This window comes from Haemophilus parainfluenzae, from assembly GCF_014931415.1.
Taxonomy (GTDB): Bacteria; Pseudomonadota; Gammaproteobacteria; order Enterobacterales; family Pasteurellaceae; genus Haemophilus_D; species Haemophilus_D parainfluenzae_AF.
This window is the reverse complement of record NZ_CP063121.1, coordinates 1680586-1705040: the sequence shown is the minus strand read 5'-3', so window position 1 is coordinate 1705040 and position 24455 is coordinate 1680586. Positions and strand designations below refer to the sequence as shown.

Genomic DNA, 24455 nt, shown 5'->3' with positions numbered 1-24455 from the left:
AAACTCCTTAAAAAATAACCGCACTTGGTTATGCCAAAGTGCGGTTTATTTTTATGCGGTTTTAGGCCGCAAATGGATCGCGTAAAATCATTGTTTGAACACGATCTGGACCTGTTGAAAGGATAGCGACTGGCACGCCAGTTACTTCTTCGATACGTTTGATGTAATCACGGCAAGTTTGCGGTAATTTATTTACATCAGTCACACCAAAGGTGTTTTCTTTCCAACCAGGTAAGGTTTCGTAAATTGGCTCTACGCCTTCCCAATCTTTTGCTGCTAATGGTGCGTATTCAACAATTTCACCATTTGGCATTTTGTAAGCTGTACAGATTTTCACTTCATCGAAACCATCTAATACGTCTAATTTGGTCATACAGAAACCAGAAATTGAGTTAAGTTGAATCGCACGGCGAATCGCTACAGCATCAAACCAACCACAACGACGAGGACGACCAGTTACTGCACCAAATTCGTTACCTTTACGGGCAATTTCAGCACCAGTTTCATCGAATAATTCAGTGGTGAATGGACCGCCACCAACACGTGTACAGTATGCTTTGATGATACCTAACACATAATCAAGGTTACGAGGTCCGAAACCAGAACCAGTTGCTACGCCGCCTGCTGTGGTGTTCGAACTGGTTACATACGGATAGGTGCCGTGGTCGATATCAAGCATGGTGCCTTGTGCACCTTCGAATAGGATGTTGTCACCATTTTTACGAGCAGTATCTAAAATAGTTGTGATATCTGCTACCATGCCAGTAATAATATCAGCTACCGCGAACACATCGTCTAATGTTTTTTGATAATCAACAGGTTCTACTTTGTAGTAGTTCACCAATTGGAAATTATAGTATTCAAGGATATTTTTTAATTTCTCAGCAAAGGCTTCGCGATTGAATAAATCGCCCACGCGTAAACCACGACGAGCCACTTTATCTTCATAAGCTGGGCCGATACCACGACCGGTTGTACCAATGGCTTTTTTACCTAATGCGGCTTCACGCGCGTGATCCATGGCAACGTGATAAGGTAGGATTAATGGACAAGCTTCTGAAATTAATAAACGTTCACGTACTTTTACGCCACGGCTTTCTAATTCGCCCATTTCTTGCATTAATGCAGCAGGAGAAAGCACAACGCCGTTACCGATTAAACAAGTCACGTTATCACGTAAAATACCTGATGGAATTAAGCGTAATACGGTTTTTTCACCATTAATAATTAAAGTGTGACCTGCGTTGTGACCACCTTGGTAACGCACCACATATTTAACGCGATCTGTTAATAAATCAACGATCTTGCCTTTCCCTTCATCGCCCCACTGAGCGCCAAGAACAACAACACTTTTTCCCATAATTTCCGCCTTAAGTTTGCGTAAGTTTATAAATCAGACAAACGATTACTTTACTCTTTTTTGCTCGTAATCTCAAATTCTAAACGTAAAAAAGTGCGGTTATTTTTAACCGCACTTTCAGTAAATTTTTTATTCAAACAATGATTTGTGTAATGAACGAACCACGTCATCTGCTTTGTCACTATGTGATAGCATACAAATGTTATTCGTGCTTGCACCATAGCTAATCATGCGAATGTTATAGCCTTCAAGCGTGTCAAAAATACGTTTTGCCACACCTGAAGCGAGGTGTAAATCATTTCCAATTAATGCGACAAGCGATAAGCCGGTATCCACTTTCACGGTACAATATTGGCTTAATTCTTCTAGTAATTCAGGTGAAAGTAATTCAACACCAGATGAAGCAGAACCTGTTTTATCTAAGGTTAATGCAATGCTTACTTCAGAGGTTGTGATCGTATCCACAGAAATTTTATATTTCGCTAAGATAGTGAATACATTCGCTAGGAAGCCTTGTGCATGTAACATACTGAGACTTGAAAGCGTTAATAGGGTTTGATCGCGACGTAATGCAATGGCACGGAATGTTGGACGAGGTTGCGGATCACGTGTTACCCAAGTACCGCCAGCTTCTGGTGCTTTACTTGAACCCACATAAACCGGGATATTACTGCGTACAGCAGGAAGTAACGTTGCAGGGTGTAATACTTTCGCCCCAAAGGTTGCCATTTCAGCCGCTTCAGCAAAGCTCATGGTATCAATACGTTGTGCATTTGGTACGATACGTGGATCGGTCGTATAAATACCCGCCACATCCGTCCAAATTAAGACATCTTTTGCGTTTAATACTTCTGCTAAAAGTGCAGCAGAGTAGTCACTACCACCACGGCCTAACGTTGTGGTTTTACCGCCAGGTTCACGACCGATAAAGCCTTGAGTGATGACTAATTCTCCACGATCGATTAATGGTTTCAATAAATTATCGCAGTTCGCTTGAGTTTGTGCATCATCGGGTGCCGCTTTCCCAAAGTTATCATTGGTTGCGACTAAAGTACGTACATCAACCCAAGTTGCAGAGGTCTGTAATTCTCTTAATACTTCAATGAAAATTTGCGTTGACATCATTTCACCATGACTAATGAGTTCATCAGTTAAAGCAAGTGATGTTGCAAGGCTAGCTGCTTCAGAAAGTGCGGTAATATTTTCTAAGTATTTTTCAATGATAGGACGAATGCGGCTGTCATCTTTTAATTCATTTAAAATGTTTTCTTGAATTTGGCGAACTTCACCAATTAATTTTGCGCGTTCTTCAGCTTCGACACCATTGGCTAAGGCAACTAATAAGTTTGTGACACCAGCGGATGCAGAAAGCACGACAACGCGAGTATTAGGATCTGCAATGACGATTTTGGCACAAGCTTGCATAGCGGAATAGTTCGCGACGGATGTACCACCAAATTTTGCTACCGATAAATGAGACATAAGATAATCCTCTAAAATGAAAAAGTAAGATGTTGTGTTTTATGATAGCTATTAGAAATAGCGATTTAAGTAAAAATTGTCAAATAAATATGATAAAAAATCGTATAAAAATCTTTTTATTTAGATCTTTTTTGATTAAACAGGGTAAAAATTAAAGAATCATTAACTATTCAGTAGGCATTGGCAGTGGTTCTGGCGTGCCAAGAAAGTAAGGTTTTACCCCGATGATTAAGTCTAATACGGCTTTCACGCGAGCAAACATTTCGCGGACACGCGTCCCAAAATAAACTTCTGGCTGTTTCGCGGTGAAACAAATGGCATCAATATCATAATGTTTAGCAATAAGCAGAGCACGTTCACAATGGAATTTTTGACTAATGATCGTAAAGGAGGGAACTTGGAAAACTTTATTTGCTCGCACAACAGAGTCTAAGGTGCGGAATCCTGCAAAATCTTTAAACATAACGCTTTCAGACACGCCCATTTTACGTAGGTCCAAAAACATGGTACGAGGCTCGTTATATTGAAGCGTGCGGTTATCACCACTTAGCAGTAAATAATCAACTTTATTTTGATCGATTAAGTATTTTGATGCTTCCAAACGGTAGTCGTAATATTTGTTGGTTTTACCTTTGGCGACATATTTGGATGTGCCCAATACTAATGCATAGTGGCGATGTGGGAGCGTTTCAACGTCTTCATAAACGCGATCTTGTACATAGAAACTAATAGCACGATCAATGGTGAAGCAACCAATCAAGACGAGTAAACCTAACCCCAAAGCGTAGCCGAGGAGTTTTTTCAGCGGAAGGCGAGAGAGCCATGAAAGTGCGGTCATTTTTAACCGCATTTTGGATAGTTGCATATGGCTAACATACTGAAAAATCAAAATAATTTCAAGTGTAATTTGTCTACCAAATTGATAAGGAAATATTTAGACGTCTAAACGTCTAAAATTTCTTGACAAAAAACATGAGCTGTTGATAATTGTTAAATCATCAACGTAAAAGGTTATCATTTTAATGGCTGTGCAAAATGTCGTGCTTTTTCAAGACAATCCCCTCCAATTAACATTGGGTGGGCAGCTTTCGCCTATCAATGTCGCGTATCAAACTTACGGCACTTTAAATGCAGATAAAAGCAATGCTGTATTGATTTGTCATGCCTTAACGGGAGATGCAGAACCTTATTTTGATGAACCGAATAAAGATGGTTGGTGGCAAAATTTTATGGGAGATGGCCTCGCATTTGACACATCTAAATATTTTTTCATTTGTTCAAATGTATTAGGCGGTTGTAAAGGAACAACGGGACCAAGCTCAATTAATCCCACTACGGGAAAACCTTACGGTAGCCAGTTCCCCAATATTATTGTTCAAGATATTATCAAAGTACAAAAAGCGTTACTTGACTATCTCGGTATAACACATCTAAAAGCGATAGTGGGCGGCTCTTTTGGCGGTATGCAAGCTACACAATGGGCAATTGATTATCCGGATTTTATGGATAATATTGTGAATCTTTGCTCTTCAATTTTCTTCAGTGCGGAAGCTATTGGGTTTAATCATGTGATGCGTCAGGCTGTCATTAATGATCCGAATTTTAATAATGGTGATTATTATGAAGGGACACCGCCTAATCAAGGTCTTTCTATTGCTCGTATGTTGGGAATGTTAACGTATCGGACAGATGTACAGTTAGCCAAGGCATTTGGACGAGCGACTAAATCTGAAGGACAATTTTGGGGTGATCACTTTCAAGTGGAATCCTATTTGAGTTATCAAGGTAAAAAATTCTTAGAGCGTTTTGATGCTAACACCTATTTGCATTTATTGCGTGCTCTTGATCTGTATGATCCTAGCGTAGGGTATACGGATGTCAAAGAAGCCTTATCTCGAATTAAAGCCTGCTATACATTGGTTTCAGTGACAACAGATCAACTATTTAAATCCATTGATTTGCATAAAAGTAAACAGCTTTTAGAGCAAGCAGGCGTGGATTTAAGATTCTACGAATTCCCATCGGATTATGGTCACGATGCATTTTTAGTGGACTATACAGCGTTTGAAAATAAAATCCGAAGTGGATTAGAAGGTGAGTTTGAATAAGAACAATAGAAAAGGCGGAAATCTCCGCCTTTTTTGAGCGTTATAGATGGCTCACGAAACGTGATAAATCTTTTGGTTTACAGTCTCTTTCTAATTTTTCAGCTGCTGTACCAATTTGTAATAAGGCAACGATCTTATCATTTTTGTTACAACCAAATGCTTCACGTAATTCACGTCCCTCAACGAGAGGACCAGTTGCCCAAAAACTTTCAAAACCCAATGCATTGCCCGCAAGTTGAATCGCATAAGTTGCTGCACCTGCAGTAAGCATTTGTTCCCAACCTGGTACTTTTTTCACTTCATGATTAATTTTAGCAATCACCGCAATGACCATCGGCGCACGGCGTGCAAAATTCTCTGCTTTTTTTAATCGTTCTTCACCTAAATCAAATTCAGTCACCGCCGCTTTGAGCAAGCTTTCCAATTTACTTAAACCAGTGCCTTGGATTACCACGAAATGATAAGGCTCAAGTTTACCATGATCAGGTGTATGTAAAGCGGCTTGAAACATTTGTTCTAATTGCACTTGGCTAGGGGCTGGTGCGGTTAATTTTTTATTCGATTTACGTTGTGTTAAAAGGGTTAATGCATCCATAGTATTTTCCTTATTCTAGTTAAGTGCGGTTGATTATAGCATAGTTTTTCACGGGACTTTATGATAGGCTACGCACAATTTTTATTTCTGTTTTAAAGGTTTAATTTCGCATGAATGTCATCTTAAGCGTATTGAAATTTTGTTGTAAAGCGTTCAATTTTATCCGAAATCTTGTGATGAATTTTGTGTTCTTACTGTTTGTTTTAGCGTTGATTGTGCTCGTCAGCCTTTTTAGTGATGGTAAGAAAAGCCAAGTTTTATCAGGCGATCAAGGTGCATTATATTTAAATTTAACAGGCTATCTTGCAGATAACACAGAGGATATGCTGAGTTGGCAAGAGGAATTTCAACGTTTAAATAATGAAAAGGTCTCGTATAAATATTCTACGTTTGATGTGGTGCAAAGTATTTTATCTGCGAAAGATGATGAACGAATTCGTGGTTTAGTGCTGAATTTAAATGACTTTGAAGGGGGCGATCTTCCCTCATTAGAATATGTAGGAAAAGCGATTCAAAGCTTCAAAGAGTCAGAAAAGCCGGTTATTGCTTATGCTGATAATTACACGCAGGCAGAGTATTTCCTCGCGAGTTTTGCGAATGACATTTATCTCAATCCAATTGGGCAAGTCGGTATTCAAGGTTTGCGTCAGGAAAACCTTTACTTTAAATCCATGCTCGAAAAACTTGAAATCACACCTCATATTTTCCGTGTGGGGACTTATAAGTCCGCGGTAGAACCTTTCTTGCGTGATGATATGTCACCAGAAGCAAAAGCAAATATGCAAAAATGGCTTGGTGGCATGTGGCAAAACTATATGCAAACATTAATGGTTAATCGTCATATTACCGCCAATGATGTATTACCGAATGCACAAAAATACATTAGTGATTTAAAAGCGCTAAAAGGTGATGAAACGGCTTATGTGAAAAAACGTCAGTTAGTGACACAGTTTGCGACAAGATTGGATTTAGATAAAAAATTGACCGCACTTTTCGGTCAAGGTGAAGAAGGCAAAGCCAAATTAGTCGATTTTGAAGATTATTTATCTGATTTAGGCGATCGTTTCTCTGTGGATCCAAATGAAAAAAATATCGTTGCGGTAGTGAATGTCGAAGGGACAATTATTGATGGTGAAAGCGATGAAGAATCAGCTGGCGGCGATACCATTGCGAAGTTATTGAGACAAGCCTACGATAACGAGAAAGTGAAGGCGGTTGTTCTCCGTGTTAACTCACCGGGTGGCAGTGCAGTTGCATCAGAAATTATTCGCCAGGAAACTGAAAATCTTCAAAAAGCAGGCAAACCTGTTGTAGTATCAATGGGAGGCATGGCAGCTTCTGGTGGTTATTGGATTTCTTCAACTGCTGACTATATTGTGGCAGATAAAAATACGATTACGGGGTCAATCGGGATTTTTGCATTATTCCCAACCTTTGAAAATACAATCAAAAAAATGGGAATGAGTACTGATGGTGTAGCGACAACGGATCTCGCGGAAACGTCAGCTTTAAGTCCATTGGGTAAAAATACACAGGATATTTATCAACTTGGTATCGAAAATGGTTATGAGCGTTTCTTAGATGTGGTAAGCCGTGGTCGTCAATTATCAAAAGATAAAGTGGATAAAATTGCGCAGGGCCAAGTGTGGTTAGGGCAAGATGCACAGAAAAATGGCTTAGTGGATGAATTAGGCGATATTGATGTAGCCATTGATAAAGTAGTCGCACTAGTCAATCAACATCCCGATAAATACATGGATAATTTCAGCGTGCAATGGTTGGTTGATGAAGATAATAGTTTCTTCGCTAAATTAGATCGCAAGCTTAAACAAAAAGGTCAAGCGTTACTGACAAATTGGTTAGGGTTGCCACAGGAAGTGCATCAAGTGAAAAAACAACTGAATGTGTTAAGTCAATTTAATGATCCAAAAGGGCAGTATTTATATTGTTTAAATTGTGGTTCAGTGAAGTAATTCGTAAAGTATAAAAAAGGGCGGAATGTAATTTCCGCCCTTATTTTTTATCCAATTAGTTTATTTTTCATTTTTGATATTGGAGAAAATATTTGCCAAAATTGGACCCGATACATTGTGCCAGAAACTAAATAAAGCACTTGGTACTGCGGCAATTGGATTGAAATGAGCGGCTGCCAGTGCAGCACCTAAACCTGAGTTTTGCATACCTACTTCGATTGCTACTGCTTTACTATCCGCCGTATTAAGTTTAAATAATTTTGCTGCAAAGTAACCAATTAAATAGCCTAAGCAGTTATGTAAAACCACAACACTGAAAATTAATAGGCCTGATTCTACGATTTTATCCTTACTTACAGCTACAACGGCAGCCAAGATTAAGACGATAGAAATAACAGACACTAATGGCATAGTTTGGCTTGCTTGCTCCACTTGTTTTTTGAAGAGCGCACGAACAACTAGACCTAAGAAAATTGGGAACAACACCATTTTTAATACAGACATAAACATTGCACCTGCATCAATATCTAACCATTGGCTTGCTAATACATAGAAAATAGCAGGGGTTAATACTGGTGAAAGTAAGGTTGAGATTGTCGTACAAGCAACAGAAAGCGCGGTGTTACCTTTCGCTAAATAAGTCATTACGTTTGATGATGTACCACCCGGGCAAGAACCCACAAGAATCACACCAACCGCTAAATCAGCAGGCAAATCAAAGGTTTTTGCTAATCCAAATGCAATAGCTGGCATAATGATAAATTGACCCGCTACACCAATAAACACAGATTTTGGGTGTTTAGCCACTTCGCTGAAATCAGCAAAAGTTAAGGTAATCCCCATACCAAACATCACCAAACCCAAAAGGTAAGGAATGTATGGTGCAAAAATTTTGAATTGCTCAGGGAAGAGAAAGGCGAGAAGAGCAAAAACAATCGCCCATAGTGCGAAAGTTTTGCTCACAAAGTTAGTGAGTTTTAATAACGCTTGCATAGTTGCTTTCCTATTTTGTTAAAAAGAATGAAAAGAGCGGTCAATTTTAAAGACGTTTTTTTGAGATGTCTATGCCTAACTTATTTTAAAGAGAATTAGGAAGTCGTTGTTTGCCAAGCATTTTCATCAAGTAATTGACCAAAATGGCTTTCTACAAGCAGGCGAGTAATATTATTTTGAGGATTAGAAAAGATCTCTCTTGGTGTACCAGATTCGATAATTTCACCATCATCCATCACCAAAACTTGATCGGCAATATGTTTGATAATGCCTAAATTTTGTCCAACATAAATATAGGAAATCCCTAAATGTTCTTGTAAATCTAAAATCAGATTAAGCAATTGAATACGCACAGAGGCATCTAATGTACTCAATGCATCATCAATAATAATGATCTCAGGTTGAAGAATCAGCGCACGAGCTAAGGCGATACGCTGTTTTTGACTGACCGAAAGGTGTTTAATTTTCAGATTAGTATAATCAGGATAAAGCCCTACCAATGAGAGCGTTTCAAAGATCTTTTCATTGCGAGCCTCTTCATCCCAATCGGTAATTAATCGTAGTGGTGCATCTAAGGCTTGTCCAATATTTAAACGCGGGTTAAACGCTGAATTCGCATCTTGGAAAACCATTCGAATATGCTGTGCGCGATAGTGAAAATCTTCGAATTTTAATGGTAAATCATTAAATAAGATTTTTCCTGAAGCAGGGGGAGTTATCCCTGCGATCATTTTTACTAAGGTCGATTTACCCGAACCATTTTTACCGATAATCGCAAGCGTTTCTTTACGGTTAAGCGTAAAGCTGACGTCTTTTACCGCATAAAACTGCTCGAAACCAAAAAGTTTTGCGGGTTCATCAAAGGTTTTACTGAGATTTTCCACTTGTAATAATGGCATTATTCGTTTCCTTTTGATTCGGTATTTAGCGTAAGCGGTGAAGTTGCAATTTTATCTTTAAACTGCCGTTCTCGAAGATTAATCGGATGATGGCAGGAAAACTCATGTTGTTTAATGCGATATCGGCTTGGCTTTTGAATACATTCACGCTGAGCAAAAGGGCAGCGAGGTCCTAAACGACAACCAATCGGCATTTGTTCTAAAATCGGCACAGTTCCTTCTAATGTCCCTAATTTGCTTTTAAAACCTAAAGGGCGACTAAAATCGGGAACAGAGTAAAGCAATGCTTGTGTATAAGGATGATGAGGCATTTCTAATATTTGGTCGGTTGGCCCAGACTCTGTATTTTGCCCACAATAAAGAACAGAAATGCTATCACACCATTCACTGATACTTTTAAGATCGTTACTGGCTAATAAAATTGTTGTACCTTGGTTTTGGTTCATACTTGAAAGCAAACGGAAAATTTGCAATGCCGTAATGGATTCCAAAGAATTAGTGGGTTCATCTGCAATTAAGAGACGAGGTTGATTTGCCACTGCTACGGCAATCATCACCTTTTGGCCTTCACCTTCAGTGAGCTCATTAGGATAACTCGCCATAATATCTTGGTGGTCTTTAATCCCTACACGATGCAGTAATTCAATTGCACGACGTTTTTTCCAACCAAACCATTGCCACCAACGACCTTTAAAGGTCCAATTCGGAATACTTTGAATAAGCTGTTTACCAATTTTTCGACTTGGGTCAAGACAGCTTAATGGGTTTTGGAATATCATTGAAATTTCTTTTCCAACGATTTTTCGACGTTGATTCGGTGTCAGTTTAAGCAATTCAATATCATTAAAACGAAAACGGTCAGCGGTGACAATCCAGTTATCTTTAATGGAATTACTGATTACTTTAGCGATTAAACTTTTACCGGAACCTGATTCACCGACGAGCCCTAGAATTTCCCCTTCATTAAGCGAAAGATTGACGCCGTCCACAATTTTCATGCGACCGTTTGGTGTTTGAATTTCAATATTAAGATTGCGAATATCTAACAGCGCCATGGGTTACTCGTAATATTTATTGATTGCTTTACACAATCCGTTAGTAAAAATAATGCTTAATAAAATGGTGAAAATAATAGCAAAGCCCGGCAATAAAACTGTCCATGGTGCAAGATAAATTAATTCTAATGAATCTTTAATCATTGCCCCCCATTCTGGCATAGGGCGTTGTGCACCAAGAGAAATAAAACTGAGTGCCGTAATATCTAAAATAGCGACAACAAATGCTCGAGAAATTTCTTGCGTATAGACGACACTAATATTCGGCAAGATTGTAGTTTTTAATAATTCCCAGTTTGAAATACCATCTAATTTCAGTAAGAGTACATAGTCTTTCTTTAGTTCTTGCTGGATCGCTTGATAAATCGCATGGACAAAATACGGCAAAATAGCCAACAGAGTGGCAAACATGGCATTTATTAAGCTCGGTTCCATTAACGTCGAAATAATAATGGCAATCAGCAAAATAGGGATAGATAAAAATGCATCAAAAAAATGACCTAAAAAACGAGATTTAATCCCTTCTGACATGCCGGCAAGAATACCTAATGCGCCACCAATAATTGCCACAGCAATGACCACTAAAAGAGAGGAACCGAGAGTATATTGTGTCCCCATAATTAATCGACTGAGTACATCACGACCAAGATCATCGGTACCAAAGAAAAAAGCAATACGACCTTTTTCTACCCAAGATGGCGGCATGAGTTCTTCTCCGACAAACTCCATGCTTTCGCTATAAGGCATGATGAGCTTAGGAAAAAGTGCGGTCAAAATCAGAAGACAAAATAAATAGAAACAGAATAATGCCACACGATTCTGGCGGAAAAGCAGCCAAATCTGAAAGAAGGAGGTGCTTTCACGAAATTCATCAGGTTCTCTATCTTGCATACCAGCCCTTCTTATTCAATGGATCTAACACAAACATGAGCAACTTGGCGAAGGTATCAATAATAATGATACAAATACCAATTACAACTACACCGGCAGAAATACTGTTGTAATCTTGTTGGGTTACGGCATCAATCAACCAACGTCCAATTCCCGGCCAACCTAATACTGTCTCAACCAACATACATTGTGTTAATACTAAGGTAAATACACGCGTAAGTTGTGGAATTAATAATGGAAAAGTATTGCGGAAAACATAACGTCTTAAAATTGTCCATTTTGACCAGCCACGTGTCGCTGCTGCTTTAGCATATTCTTGTTGAAGTAAATAATCTGCTCGTTGCTGAATGATGCGGATAAATTCCATGGTCGGCAGAATACAAAGCACTAATGTAGGCAAGGCTAAATGTTGTAAAACATTTTGTACGATTTTAGTTCGGTAAGGCACATCCACAAACCACACATCAATAATAGGGAAACCCGTGATAGGTTTGATTTCATAGAGTAAATTATATTGCCCAATGGCTGCGATCTCCCAACTTTGAATCGCTGCTACATAAAGCAAAATTGGGGCAAACCAGAAAATCGGAATAGACAAACCAACATTGGATATACTCTGCAATGTACGTGAAAAAACACGTTGATTATAGACCGCACTTAATACACCGAGAGGAATACCTAAGATACAAGCTAATAAGAGCGCAGTAAAACAGAGTTCTAATGTGGGTGGTAATACCGTAAAAATTAAATCTTTTAAGGATTCTCCGCCGTTATAGGTAATTCCTAAATCACCCTGTAACAATGATGTAAGGTAATGATAATAAGTACTATAAATGTTATTTGTGACAAGATCGGCGTTGAGCGGATCTCGCATCAAAATCACAAAACTTAATACGGACAGAATCAATAATAAAATGGTCACCCAAACCACATGACGGATTGCTGAAACGAGCATTATTTATTCTCCTTATTTTTCATGAAATACAAGGTAGAAAAATTGATGCTACCAAATGGGGTCATCTCAATTCCTTTAACATTGCCGCGAGCGACTAAAAGCCGTTTGACGTTTGCAATTGGCACAATAGGCAATTCGTTTAAAATGAGGTCTTGTGCATTGTTATATGCTTTAGAGCGCTCATATAAATGATTGGTCGCTAGTGCACGATTCATCATCTTATCAAATTCAGGATTACACCAATTTGATAAATTCGTGATTTCATTTTGCGTATCACAACTTAAAATCGGGCGCATAAACCCGTCAGGATCAAGGTTTCCAGCAAGCCAACCCGTTAAGATTAAATCGTAATCTTCAGTGCCTTTGCGTAATTGTTCGATTAAATATGTACGTGTGACTGACCGCACTTTAACATCCACTCCCGCTTTGGCTAAATCCCATTTAATGAGCTCCGCCATTTTTATTGGGGCTGGGTTATACACTTGCTCTTCATTCATCACCCACATCTTTAACGTGAGTTTTTTATCGCGTAATGCTTTCTCTGCTTCAGCTGGCTGGTAATCATAAGGAAAATCAGGCGTATTAATTGCAGAAGCCCAAGAAATCTCAGGAATAATGTTATTCGCCACCGTTGCTGTGTTGTGGTAAATATTTCGCACAATTCTAAAACGGTTTAAGCTTTGTGAAATGGCTTGGCGAATGGTTTTATCCTGCATTAATGGCTTTTGGAAATTGAAAGCCAAATAGGCTAAGTTCATTCCATCCGTAGATTGCAGATAATAACGATCATCTTTTTCGCTTAATAAACCGAGTTGGCTAACTTCAGGGTAAGAAGCAATTTGGCATTCATTATTAAAGAATTTTATTAAACGTCCCGTACGATCCGTAGAAAGATCCACGATGATATTTTTAATTTTAGCTTCTTTTTTCCAATAGTCCTCATTGCGTACCAGGCGAACATATTGGTTATAAACGTAATCTTTCACTTGATAAGGGCCCGTGCCAACAGGATGTGTATCCAATTGGGTGAGATTATCATCCGCACTTAATTGATACGCATATTCTTGCGAGAAAATAATAGAGTATTGGCTAGCAAGATGGGACAGAATTGACGCATCGGGTTCAAACAGGTCAATTTTGACCTGATAAGGATTCGTTGCCGTGATACTTTTAATTTTTTGATTCAGCTTAATACTTTCAAAATACGGAAAGTGTACCTTCTTGGCCTGTTCGTGAAAGATTTTATATTGCGGATTTTTGTAGGTGACTACATCATCTGAGAGTGTTGGCAAGTAAGTATCGTGACCTAAAACGCGATTAATCGAAAAGACCACATCTTCTGCATTAAAGTCACGCGTAGGCGTAAACCAAGGGGTATGATGGAATTTCACCCCTTTACGAAGATTAATGAGAATTTGTTTTCCATCAGATGAAATAGAATAAGATTGGGCTAATACAGGAACGAGTGCTGCACTATGATCTTTAATATCAAATAATTTGTTATAAATTTGCTCCGTCACCACATTCATACTGGTGCCGGCGTCTGCAGTTTGCGGGTTAAAGGAAAAACCCGATGCATTTGTGCAGTATGTTAAGCCATTTTCTGTCAGCATTTTGGGTATGCTTGGGGCGGCTTGTGCCAGATTAATTTGGCTCAACCCACACAATAAAAAACAAAAAGTGACATTTCGACGTAACATAGCTTTATTATTAAAGACCGTTTTGTGATAAATTGAGTGAATTGTAAAATATCTTGGCAAAAATGGCTAGTTATTGGATTTTTAGGATATGTTTAAATCAATTAATCGGGAAATTAATCAAATAATCAATCGTGGATTTGACCGCACTTTACGTTTAGCTGTGACAGGGCTAAGTCGAAGCGGTAAAACGGCTTTTATTACGAGTTTGATTAATCAATTGTTACATATTAATCAAGAGGGGAATGCTCATCTTCCTTTATTTGAGGCCGCCCGAAATCAATCTATTTTGGCCGTGAAACGTGTGCCTCAGCAGGATTTAAGTATTCCACGTTTTGATTATGAAGCGAATCTCAATGATTTAATGAATAATCCACCACAATGGTGCCAATCTACTCGAGGAGTGAGTGAAACGCGCCTTGCTATTCGTTTTGAACGCCAATCGGGCTTGCTTCGCCATTTTAAAGAACGTGGCACATTATACTTGGATATTTTTGATTATCCTGGTGAATGGTTATTGGATTTACCTTTGCTGAATTTAGATTTTCAACAATGGTCACTTGAACAAGCTAAAATTACATCGGGTGTTCGCCAACAGTTTGCGCAAGATTGGTTGGATAAACTGAAAAAACTCGACCTAAGTGCGGTCGTCAATGAAGATGTTTTAGCGCAGATTGCAAAATCTTATACCGATTATTTACTTGCCTGCAAAGCAGAAGGAATGCAATTTATTCAACCAGGTAGATTTGTCTTGCCTGGAGAATTAGAAGGTGCACCTGTATTACAATTTTTCCCGTTATTGCATTTGTCCGAGGAGCAATGGCAAAAACTGAAAAGAGAAGCAAAATCCAATAGCTATTTTGCTGTGTTGAATAAACGATATGATTATTATCGTAATAAGGTGGTGAAAGGCTTTTATGAAAATTATTTTTCAACCTTTGATCGCCAAGTGATTTTAGCCGATTGCTTAACGCCATTAAATCATAGCCAACAGGCTTTTATTGATATGCAAACCGGGCTTAATCAGCTTTTCAAAAATTTCCATTATGGTAAACGCAATTTACTTAATCGCTTGTTTTCTCCAAATATTGATAAGCTCATGTTTGTGGCAACAAAAGCCGATCATATCACAACCGATCAAATTCAAAACTTAATTAGCCTTATGCGTCAATTGGTGCAAGAAGGTGGTCGTCATGTAGAATTTGAAGGAATTGATACAGAATATACGGCAATTGCCGCCATTCGAGCGACGAAACAGGTTTTAGTTAATCAAAATGGTAGACAAATCAAAGCTATTCAAGGTGTACGTTCTTTAGATAAGCAGCTGATTACACTTTATCCGGGATCTGTACCAACTAAACTACCTAGTGCAGAGTTCTGGTCAAAACAATCTTTTGATTTTGATTCCTTCGAACCTCAAGTTTTACAACAAGGTGAAAGCATTCCGCATTTAAGAATGGATGCAGTTTTACAGTTTTTATTAGCAGATAGGTTTGATTGATAGAAAAATCAAATCAATTTAATTGTCAAATACTTAATATAAACCACTATTTTTTTATTGGTATTTAGGTAGAATCAATTTGAGTCTTTCTAAAGTAAAGGAGCTTATGATGAAAATGAAAACTCTCTTAGCATTAGCAATCAGCGGAATTTGTGCTGCTGGCGTGGCAAATGCACATGACCATATGGCAAAACCAGCAGGTCCTTCAATCGAAGTAAAAGTACAACAATTAGATCCTGCAAACGGTAACAAAGATGTAGGGACTGTAACTATTACTGAATCAAATTATGGTTTAGTGTTTACACCAAATCTACAAGGTTTAGCTGAAGGTTTACATGGTTTCCACATTCATGAAAATCCAAGCTGTGATCCAAAAGAAAAAGACGGTAAATTAACAGCGGGTTTAGCAGCTGGCGGTCACTGGGATCCTAAAGGTGCAAAACAACACGGTTATCCATGGCAAGATGATGCTCATTTAGGTGACTTACCGGCTTTAACTGTATTACATGATGGTACAGCAACTAACCCTGTTTTAGCGCCACGTCTTAAAAAATTAGATGAAGTTCGTGGTCATTCTATTATGATTCACGCGGGCGGTGATAACCACTCAGATCATCCAACTCTACTTGGCGGTGGCGGCCCACGTATGGCATGTGGTGTGATTAAATAAGTCGATTCTTAAAGACAAAAAAGTGCGGTCAATTTTGACCGCATTTTTATTTTTATAGCAATTTATTTAATCACTTCCGCCGTATATTCCAATTTATGAATCGCATTAATCAATTGCTCATCAGAAACTTTTGGATCTTCTACAACAGTCACAGTTCTATCTTTAATGGAGGCTTTAGTGGAAATCACGCCATCAATATTACGTAATTCTTTATTCACCAAATAAGCACAAAGCTGGCAGTTCATTTCATTCACTTTTAACATAACTTGCTTTGTTTCTTCTGCCTGAGCGATAGAGAAAGTGAATAATGAAAGCAAAAGTGCGGTCGTTAATTTCTTCATTTTTTGTTCCTAATTAGAAAGCTCTAAAATCCACGGTAAAATGGTTGGATAAGTTAAGAAAAATACCATGACGATAAATACAATCCAGTACAAAACAATAAGCTTTTTACGGGAAATGTATTTGCTGCAAATGATTTTTTTGGAAAACATCAACAACCAAAAGCCGTAGGCAAAGGCGCATAATGAAACGATAAGCATAGGAATGCGTAAATAATCATATTCACCTAAGCCAATTAACCATGTGGATGACACGCCAAATACTAAATAGATTAAAGGCGCAATACAGCACAAGGTTGATGCCACCGCAGCACTTAACGCGGTGGCAATCGCAACCCAAAAAGATTTATTAGAGCTTTTTAGAGACGTAGTCATACTTAAATTCTTTCGGGTCAAAGGAATTTAACGGATCACCACCCACTTCGGCATACGGATAACCAAAGTTATTGAGAGGAGCAAGTTCTGGTTGCGGATATAAATCGAAGTCACGCGCATGATTAAATCCTACCCAGTTTGCTTCCCAGTTACCGAATAAGTATTTGGCAACAGCTTGTGTATCCTTATCATCAACAGATTTTTTCTCTGCTAAACGCATTTTTGCCACGTCTGCAGAATCAACAGGCACCCAGCCGAATCCAGCTAGATAGAACTCAGCACGACAATGCTGACCACCGCTTACGTTTGCTACGCCATGTTCGTCCGCGCTACCGAATGCACCTTTGGAGTATTTGCCCATTTTATCCGCTGCACCTAAACGAATACCGAAAATTTCACGAGCAGGAATACCGCTGGCACGAGCAAGTGCAACGAAAACAGAGTTAATATCAGTACATTTACCTTTTAACACACCAGTGGTCAGAATTTTTTCTACATCACCATCTCCACAGCCTAAAACGGAATTATCACGTTCCATATTATTGACGATCCATTGGTGAATCAACTCAGCTTTTTTCAATGGATTAGTTTCAGTGCCCACAATTTTATCGGCGAACTGTTTCACAATGCCATCAGTTTTAATATGTTGAGTCGGTTTTAAATATTCTTGTACATCAACAGAATAGTGAATATCTTTTGGTGGTTTGTAATTTTCTAATGCACCTTTAACCATTGGTTCACGATCTTTGGTTTCAATCACCATTGTGATTTTTAAATCGCGTTTTTGTGCATCTTTATCCCAAGTCGCAAAGAGCGTTTTCGCACCATATTTGTTGTTTTCTGTCACATAGGCATCCAAATAGTTACCTTCAAAATGGATAGATTTTACCTGTTGATACTCGCCATTAAATGGTAAAGGTACCCACAGATTCGCTTGTCCTTGCGAACCTTTTGGCGCAACTAAATCATAAGTTTGAGTGAATTCATACAGATGAGAATCGGTATTGTAGTTTGGAATGTCGGTATTGGCATAAGCCATAGAACATGCGGAGAGCACCGCAGTGGCGATAAGTTTCTTCATGAAAAGATCCTTCTTAGTTAACAGTTAAAACTTAACACATTAGATAAACTAATTGTGGACATGACTATAGTAGCTCATTTTATTTTCTAGTCAATATTGCTTTTTTATTTCAGCCATTTAAGATTTGCTAAAGAACTTCGAAGTAAAATACTATTTCTATTTTTATTGGAAAGAATAATGACAAAACAAATTTTCACACAATCTCAACAACCAGAAGAGGAAGAAATTCTGCCTAAGCAGGAATTTTATAATGTTGAAACAACTATCGATAATGAACCTTTAGAAGGGGAGTTGTTGGACGAGCAATTTGAGCAAATTGTGAAGCCTAAATCCAGTGGTTGGAAAACGGCTTTGAAATTGACCGCACTTTTATTTTTAGGTGCGACGGTTGCGCAATCTGTTCAATGGATTTGGGACAGTTATCAAAATCAACAATGGATTTACCTTGCTTTTGCCTTGGTAAGTTTTGTGGTAGTGCTGTTTGGTTTATCTGAAATCATCGCAGAATGGCGACGTTTGGTGAAACTCAAAAAACGGTTGAATCTACAAGAACAAAGTCAGCGATTAATAGGTGAAAGTGCGGTTAAAAATCATCAAGTTTTTTCTGAACAGGATAGCGAGCAAGGTAAAGCCTTGTGTTTGTCTATTGCTGATACTTTAAAGTTAGATTTACAACATCCAGCGATTGCTCAATGGGAAAAACAGTTGAATGAAAGTTATTCTGCTCGCGAAGTTACTCATTTATTCAGTAAAACGGTGTTACAGTCTTTTGATCAAAAAGCAAAAAAACTGATTACGAAAATGTCGGCAGAATCCGCAGTGATTGTGGCAATTAGTCCTTTGGCCGTTATTGATATGTTTTTTATTGCGTGGCGCAATATTCGTTTAATCAATAAAATTGCAGCGATTTATGGGATTGAGCTTGGGTATTTTACCCGTCTTCGTTTGCTCAGAATGGTGCTAGTGAATCTTGCTTTTGCCGGTGCGACTGAAATCGTGCAAGATTTAGGAATGGATTGGCTTTCGCAAGATATTACCGCGAAACTTTCTGCCCGAGCAGCGCAGGGGATTGGCGTGGGATTATTGACAGCTCGATTAGGCATTAAAGCTATGGAGTTTTGTCGCCCACTGGCGTTTGAAAAGTCGGAAAAACCAAAACTTTCTCATGTTCAAAAAGAATTGCTGACGGTGATGAAAGATGCAGTGTTAGGCAAGAATAAACTGAAAGAAAAAGAAGAAGTGTAATAAAAAAGTGCGGTTAAAATTGACCGCACTTTTTTTGTATCAAAGAGATGATTAAAGCCCCGCTTTCAAGCTTGCTTCAATAAAGCGATCGAGATCGCCATCCAGTACGGCTTGTGTATTACGATTTTCAACGCCAGTGCGGAGATCTTTAATTCGCGCGTCATCTAACACATAAGAACGAATTTGGCTACCCCAACCGATATCAGATTTATTATCTTCCATCGCTTGTTTGTCCGCATTTTTCTTTTGTAATTCAAGCTCATATAATTTCGCTTTTAATTGCTTCATGGCTTGATCTTTATTTTTGTGCTGAGAACGATCGTTTTGACATTGCACGACAATCCCACTTGGCATGTGAGTAATACGCACCGCACTTTCAGTTTTATTGACGTGCTGACCACCCGCACCGGATGCACGATAAACGTCAATACGTAAATCAGCCGGATTGATTTCAATATCAATATCGTCATCAATTTCAGGATAAACGAAAGCTGCTGCAAATGATGTATGACGACGGTTGTTGGAGTCGAATGGACTTTTGCGCACTAAACGATGAATCCCCGTTTCTGTGCGTAACCAACCGAAAGCGTATTCACCACTGACACGAATCGTCGCGGATTTTAAACCTGCGACATCGCCATCAGAGACTTCCATTAATTCTGTTTTAAAGCCTTTGCTTTCAGCCCAGCGAAGGTACATGCGAAGTAACATTTCTGTCCAGTCCTGCGCTTCTGTACCACCGGAACCCGCTTGTAAATCGACATAACAATCGCACGCATCATGTTCACCGCTAAACATACGGCGGAATTCTAATTTTGCAAGTTGTTGTTCAAGTTCGTCTAATTCAGCAACGGCTTCATTGAGGGTCTCTTCATCTTCAGCCTCAACGGCTAATTCAAGAAGCCCTTCAACATCCTCTAAACCTTGTTCTAAATTCTTGATAGTATCAACCACTTGTTCAAGTGAAACGCGTTCTTTCCCAAGCGCTTGGGCTTTTTCAGGATCGTTCCACACATCGGGTTGTTCTAATTCGGCATTAACTTCTTCTAAACGCTCAACTTTTGCATCGAAGTCAAAGATACCCCCGAAGCACAGATGTGCGCTCGGAAAGGTCTGCGATTTTGTTTTTGATTGGATTAATTTCAAACATAATAAATAAACCTCTATAAGCGGCAGAAGTATAAGTCATTTTCAGTTTTTTGGGTAGTTTGGCTTGCACAAATCATCGATCCATTTATAATTCTAATCTTTGTTGTTTAGATATTTAGGAATAAAAATGAAAAAATTACTGACCGCACTTTTAATCACTGCGTCAGCCACTGCTATGGCAAGTGATGCTGAGATTAAATCGAAATTACAGGCATTAGGTGCGAAAAATATTGAGGTGAAAGATTCACCGGTAAAAGGCCTTAAAACAGCCGTGACTGATCAAGGCATTTTATATGTAAGTGAAAATGGTCAATATGTTTTGCAAGGCAAAATGTATGAATTAACAAATAAAGGCCCAGTTGATGTGGCTGGTAAAATTTTAGCGGATAAAGTGAATGCGTTAAAAAACGAAATGATCATTTATCCGGCAAAAAATGAAAAATATGTTGTGACCGTATTCATGGATATTACTTGCCATTATTGCCACATCCTTCACCAACAAGTGAAAGAATATAATGATTTAGGTATTACGGTTCGTTATCTTGCATTCCCACGAGCTGGAATGAATGAAACTGCTCGTCAAATGGAAGCCATTTGGACAGCGAAAGATCCTGTATTTGCATTGAATGAAGCAGAAAAAGGTAACTTACCGAAAGAATTAAAAACACCTAACATTGTGAAAAAACACTATGATTTAGGTGTACAACTTGGTGTGAAAGGTACGCCAAGTATTGTGACATCAACCGGTGAAGTGCTCGGCGGATATTTAAAACCTCAAGATTTATTAGCAGTGTTACAAGAATCCGCACAATAATTGTTAGTAGTGAGGGCGTATTGTATACGCCCTTAAAATATTCATATCATCAACGCACATATCGAATGTGCCTTTAGTGGTCATTTTAAATAACGAAATACCGTGAAAAAACTCATCAAACGTCGTGAAATTCCTGCCGGAAATCCTGTTTCAGATAATGCATTACTTGATCGTCTCTATCGTTCTCGCCATATTAAAAACAGCCAAGAATTAGACCGCACTTTGCAATCAATGCTGAATCCCAATCAATTACACGGCATTCAACAAGCTGTGAGCTTATTGGTTGATGCTTATCAACAGCAACAGAAGATTGTTATCGTCGGTGATTTTGATGCTGATGGGGCAACGAGTACGGCACTTTCAGTATTAGCTTTGCGTATGCTTGGCTTTACTGATGTGGAATATCTTGTGCCGAATCGTTTTGAGCAAGGTTATGGTTTGAGTGTGCCTGTTGCTGAAATGGCAATGGAAAAAGGCGTGCAGTTATTGATGACAGTGGATAACGGAGTATCATCCTTTGAGGGCGTGGCGTATTTAAAAGAGCAGGGCGTGAAGGTGTTGATTACCGATCACCACTTACCACCAGAAATACTGCCGAATGCTGATGCTATTGTTAATCCCAATTTGCAACAATGTGATTTCCCCTCAAAATGTTTAGCCGGTGTGGGCGTGGCGTTTTATTTAATGCTCGCTTTGCGTGCTAAATTTCGTGAGTTGGGCATTTTTACGGCAGAAACACAACCTAATTTTACTGAGTTACTGGATTTAGTCGCGCTCGGCACAATTGCTGATGTTGTTCCCCTTGATCAAAATAACCGTATTTTAGCCCATCAAGGGTTGATGCGAATTCGTGCGAAACGTTGTCGTCCTGGAATTATTGCTCTCGCAGAAGTGGCTAATCGAGAAGTCGAAAAACTTTGTTCGGCTGATTTAGGCTTTGCGATTGCTCCGCGTTTAAATGCAGCGGGACGATTAGATAATATGTCCGTTGGGGTAGAGTTATTACTTGCAGAAAGTATGCAAGAGGCAAGAGCGCAAGCCTTGGATTTAGATAGCCTAAATCAAGCTCGCAAAGAAATTGAGCAGGGCATGAAGTTAGAGGCCTTAGAAATTTGCCGAAATTTAACCGCACTTTCTGATGAATTACCGATGGGGATCGCCTTATTCCAGCCAGATTGGCATCAGGGTGTATTAGGTATTGTGGCTTCTCGAATCAAAGATCAATATCATCGACCAGTCATTGCGTTTGCACAAGATCAAGAAGGCATTTTAAAAGGTTCTGCACGTTCAATTGAAGGCTTGCATATGCGCGATGTATTAGAGCGTATTCATTCCCAACATCCGGATATGATTTTAAAATTTGGCGGTCATGCCATGGCAGCAGGATTAAGCATTAAAGAAAGCTTTTTCCCTGAGTTTCAAAAGATTTTTAATCAAACGGTGCAAGATTGGTTAAATGAAGATCAATTACAAGGTGTGATTTGGACGGATGGCGAACTTCAAGCAAATGAATTTAGTATTGAAACGGCAGAAGTGATAAAATCTGGCGGACCTTGGGGACAAGCCTTTCCAGAGCCTGTTTTTGATGGTGAATTTAAAATTTTTGAGCAACGTGCTATCGGGCAAAATCAAAATCATTTAAAAATGCTTGTTGAGCCTAAAAATGGCGGTCCATTATTAGATGCCATTGCGTTTAATATCGATACTCGGTATTATCCCGATTTGTCGATTAAGCAGGCAAAATTTGCTTATAAGTTAGAAATTAATGAGTTTCGTGGAAATCGAAACCTACAATTATTAGTCGATTATATTGAACCAATTGGTTAATTTATGAAAAAAGTTTGGCAGAATAAATTATTAAAAGGATCCTTTGCAATGATATTGCTGAGTGTGACAAATGTCGCATTCGGTGAAGTCAGTGCAAAGGATTTTTCTGCCAAAAATCCACCGCACTTACCACCCGCGAATGTGGCGCAGTTTGAAGATGGTAGAGATTATTTTTCATATCAAGAACCCATTGAACAAGCCAAAAGAAGCGATCGTAAAATCCCGATCCAATTTTTCTTTGATTATGACTGTCGAGTTTGTTCTTCAGCTCAAGATATCTTGCAGCTTTATAGCCAAATTCGCCCAAATAAAGTGGCATTAGATGAATACCCGGTCGCCACGAATGAAGCAAAATTTTCAGCGACAATATTTTATACCTTACAGCGTTTAAAAGTAGGTGAGTTATCAGATACTCTGTTATTTGAAACCTCTGAAAAAGCACGTTATACCGAATTATCGTCATTAGATAAGATGCGTGAATGGATAGTCTCGCAAGGGATCAGTAAAGCTGAATTTAATAAAGTCGTGCATTCTGCTGAAGTAAAAGAAGATGTGAATAATGCCATTAATTTAACGGAAGAATATGGCGTATTTACGTTCCCTTATGTGGTGGTGGGTGGGAAATATGTTCTCACCGCGAGTACATTGTATAACGATGATTATGGTGTTGCGGTATTAGATTTCTTAGTGAATAAACTCGAACAAGAAAGGAAAAAATAATGAAAATCGGGATTGTTGGTGCTATGGCACAAGAAGTGGAAATTTTATCCCAATTAATGACAGATAAAAAAGAAACGAAAATCGCAAGTGCGGTCATTTTTGAAGGCAAAATTAATGGTAAAGAAGTCGCATTATTGCAATCAGGGATTGGCAAAGTTGCTGCAGCTATTGGCACTACCGCTTTATTGCAATTGGCTAAACCGGATGTGGTTTTAAATACGGGCTCAGCAGGCGGTGTCGCAAAAGGTTTAAAAGTTGGGGATATCGTTATTTCAGATGAAACCCGCTATCACGATGCAGATGTGACGGCATTTGGCTATGAAAAAGGTCAATTACCCGCGAATCCAGCGGCTTTTCTTTCAGATAAACAATTAGCGGATTTAGCCGATGAAATTGCACAATCACAAGGGCAAAATGTAAAACGTGGTTTAATTTGCTCGGGCGATAGTTTTATTAATAGCAAAGAAAAAATTGCTCAAATTAAAGCTGACTTTCCCAATGTGACAGCAGTAGAAATGGAAGCAACAGCGATTGCACAAGTTTGTCATGCCTTTAACGTACCTTTTGTGGTTGTTCGAGCTATTTCTGATGCAGGCGATGTCGCAGCAAGTATGTCATTTGAGGAATTCCTTCCACTTGCAGCAAAACAATCCTCTGCATTAGTGTTGGGAATGATAGAAAGATTATAATTAATTTATATTTAATATAAGCCTATTAATATTTATTA

23 protein-coding genes are annotated in these 24455 nt (G+C 38.7%); 9 read left to right on the top strand and 14 right to left on the bottom strand.

Features of this window, described 5'->3' with window-relative positions; translation table 11 throughout:
• Window positions 1-61: 61 nt before the first annotated feature.
• The 3 genes from purA to INP93_RS08315 form a co-directional block, all read right to left on the bottom strand.
• Window positions 62-1360 (bottom strand): adenylosuccinate synthase, encoded by a 1299-nt coding sequence (gene purA / locus INP93_RS08325; RefSeq protein ID WP_005695883.1) that lies wholly within the window; start codon window positions 1358-1360, stop codon window positions 62-64.
• 129 nt (window positions 1361-1489) lie between these two features.
• Window positions 1490-2842, bottom strand: a complete 1353-nt coding sequence (gene lysC, locus INP93_RS08320; RefSeq protein WP_197544650.1) for a lysine-sensitive aspartokinase 3 — start codon at window positions 2840-2842, stop codon at window positions 1490-1492.
• 166 nt (window positions 2843-3008) lie between these two features.
• Entirely contained in the window at window positions 3009-3707 is a 699-nt protein-coding gene (locus INP93_RS08315) for a SanA/YdcF family protein (protein ID WP_049369006.1), read from the bottom strand.
• 157 nt (window positions 3708-3864) lie between these two features.
• Here INP93_RS08315 and metX point away from each other — a divergent pair, with 157 nt between their 5' ends.
• Window positions 3865-4950 (top strand): homoserine O-acetyltransferase MetX, encoded by a 1086-nt coding sequence (gene metX / locus INP93_RS08310; protein ID WP_049365909.1) that lies wholly within the window; start codon window positions 3865-3867, stop codon window positions 4948-4950.
• 40 nt (window positions 4951-4990) lie between these two features.
• Here the strand turns inward: metX and INP93_RS08305 are convergent, their stop codons facing one another.
• Complete coding sequence (locus tag INP93_RS08305) at window positions 4991-5545, bottom strand: nitroreductase family protein (protein WP_065243704.1); 555 nt, start codon at window positions 5543-5545, stop codon at window positions 4991-4993.
• A gap of 110 nt (window positions 5546-5655) precedes the next feature.
• On the opposite strand from INP93_RS08305, the gene sppA reads away from it, so the two are divergent.
• A complete protein-coding gene (gene sppA, locus INP93_RS08300; RefSeq protein WP_232087607.1) occupies window positions 5656-7518 on the top strand; it encodes a signal peptide peptidase SppA in 1863 nt (620 codons plus the stop codon).
• Between the two features lie 60 nt (window positions 7519-7578).
• On the opposite strand, the gene INP93_RS08295 is transcribed toward sppA, so the two are convergent.
• The 6 genes from INP93_RS08295 to INP93_RS08270 form a co-directional block, all read right to left on the bottom strand.
• On the bottom strand, window positions 7579-8511 hold the full coding sequence (locus INP93_RS08295) for a bile acid:sodium symporter family protein (RefSeq protein ID WP_197544649.1): 933 nt from the start codon (window positions 8509-8511) through the stop codon (window positions 7579-7581).
• 95 nt (window positions 8512-8606) lie between these two features.
• Window positions 8607-9410 carry a peptide ABC transporter ATP-binding protein gene (locus tag INP93_RS08290; protein WP_197544648.1) on the bottom strand — a complete coding sequence of 268 codons (804 nt, stop codon included), beginning with the start codon at window positions 9408-9410 and terminating at the stop codon, window positions 8607-8609.
• The gene (locus INP93_RS08285; protein WP_049367513.1) at window positions 9410-10465 is read right to left on the bottom strand and encodes a peptide ABC transporter ATP-binding protein; all 1056 of its coding nucleotides are present in this window, start codon (window positions 10463-10465) and stop codon (window positions 9410-9412) included. The genes INP93_RS08290 and INP93_RS08285 overlap by 1 nt, the downstream gene beginning before the upstream one ends.
• Window positions 10466-10468: 3 nt before the next feature.
• Entirely contained in the window at window positions 10469-11356 is an 888-nt protein-coding gene (locus tag INP93_RS08280) for an ABC transporter permease subunit (protein ID WP_005695892.1), read from the bottom strand.
• Entirely contained in the window at window positions 11346-12311 is a 966-nt protein-coding gene (locus INP93_RS08275; RefSeq protein WP_197544647.1) for an ABC transporter permease, read from the bottom strand. Before INP93_RS08275 ends, INP93_RS08280 begins: the two co-directional genes overlap by 11 nt.
• Entirely contained in the window at window positions 12311-14011 is a 1701-nt protein-coding gene (locus INP93_RS08270) for an ABC transporter substrate-binding protein (RefSeq protein WP_197544646.1), read from the bottom strand. The genes INP93_RS08275 and INP93_RS08270 overlap by 1 nt, the downstream gene beginning before the upstream one ends.
• An 88-nt stretch (window positions 14012-14099) precedes the next feature.
• Between INP93_RS08270 and INP93_RS08265 the strand changes: the two genes are divergently transcribed.
• Together INP93_RS08265 and sodC are read left to right on the top strand one after the other, a co-directional pair.
• Window positions 14100-15509 (top strand): YcjX family GTP-binding protein, encoded by a 1410-nt coding sequence (locus INP93_RS08265; protein WP_178165339.1) that lies wholly within the window; start codon window positions 14100-14102, stop codon window positions 15507-15509.
• A gap of 109 nt (window positions 15510-15618) precedes the next feature.
• Window positions 15619-16179: a superoxide dismutase family protein gene (gene sodC / locus INP93_RS08260; RefSeq protein ID WP_197545332.1), complete on the top strand. Its 561-nt coding sequence runs from the start codon at window positions 15619-15621 to the stop codon at window positions 16177-16179.
• A 62-nt stretch (window positions 16180-16241) separates the two neighbouring features.
• On the opposite strand, the gene INP93_RS08255 is transcribed toward sodC, so the two are convergent.
• Genes INP93_RS08255 through INP93_RS08245 form a run of 3 tightly spaced genes read right to left on the bottom strand, consistent with a single transcriptional unit; the run spans window position 16242 to window position 17973 of the window.
• Window positions 16242-16520: a heavy-metal-associated domain-containing protein gene (locus tag INP93_RS08255; protein WP_197544645.1), complete on the bottom strand. Its 279-nt coding sequence runs from the start codon at window positions 16518-16520 to the stop codon at window positions 16242-16244.
• A gap of 9 nt (window positions 16521-16529) precedes the next feature.
• Complete coding sequence (locus INP93_RS08250) at window positions 16530-16892, bottom strand: mercuric transporter MerT family protein (protein ID WP_065243713.1); 363 nt, start codon at window positions 16890-16892, stop codon at window positions 16530-16532.
• Window positions 16867-17973 (bottom strand): transglutaminase-like domain-containing protein, encoded by a 1107-nt coding sequence (locus tag INP93_RS08245; RefSeq protein ID WP_005699414.1) that lies wholly within the window; start codon window positions 17971-17973, stop codon window positions 16867-16869. Before INP93_RS08245 ends, INP93_RS08250 begins: the two co-directional genes overlap by 26 nt.
• Window positions 17974-18150: 177 nt before the next feature.
• Here INP93_RS08245 and INP93_RS08240 point away from each other — a divergent pair, with 177 nt between their 5' ends.
• Complete coding sequence (locus INP93_RS08240) at window positions 18151-19218, top strand: TIGR01620 family protein (protein ID WP_197544644.1); 1068 nt, start codon at window positions 18151-18153, stop codon at window positions 19216-19218.
• Window positions 19219-19269: 51 nt separating this feature from the next.
• On the opposite strand, the gene prfB is transcribed toward INP93_RS08240, so the two are convergent.
• Window positions 19270-20368 (bottom strand): peptide chain release factor 2 gene (gene prfB, locus INP93_RS08235; RefSeq protein WP_197544643.1). Its coding sequence is split into 2 segments (ribosomal slippage): window positions 19270-20292 and window positions 20294-20368, totalling 1098 coding nucleotides; the frame shifts between segments, so codons are not numbered across the junction.
• A gap of 126 nt (window positions 20369-20494) precedes the next feature.
• Here prfB and dsbC point away from each other — a divergent pair.
• From dsbC to INP93_RS08215, 4 genes are all read left to right on the top strand, one after another.
• On the top strand, window positions 20495-21181 hold the full coding sequence (dsbC, locus tag INP93_RS08230; protein WP_197544642.1) for a bifunctional protein-disulfide isomerase/oxidoreductase DsbC: 687 nt from the start codon (window positions 20495-20497) through the stop codon (window positions 21179-21181).
• A 102-nt stretch (window positions 21182-21283) separates the two neighbouring features.
• Window positions 21284-23008 (top strand): single-stranded-DNA-specific exonuclease RecJ, encoded by a 1725-nt coding sequence (recJ, locus tag INP93_RS08225; protein ID WP_197544641.1) that lies wholly within the window; start codon window positions 21284-21286, stop codon window positions 23006-23008.
• Window positions 23009-23056: 48 nt separating this feature from the next.
• Window positions 23057-23728 (top strand): thiol:disulfide interchange protein DsbA/DsbL, encoded by a 672-nt coding sequence (locus INP93_RS08220; protein ID WP_232087623.1) that lies wholly within the window; start codon window positions 23057-23059, stop codon window positions 23726-23728.
• Window positions 23728-24417 (top strand): 5'-methylthioadenosine/adenosylhomocysteine nucleosidase, encoded by a 690-nt coding sequence (locus tag INP93_RS08215; protein WP_197544639.1) that lies wholly within the window; start codon window positions 23728-23730, stop codon window positions 24415-24417. Before INP93_RS08220 ends, INP93_RS08215 begins: the two co-directional genes overlap by 1 nt.
• Window positions 24418-24455: the final 38 nt, after the last annotated feature.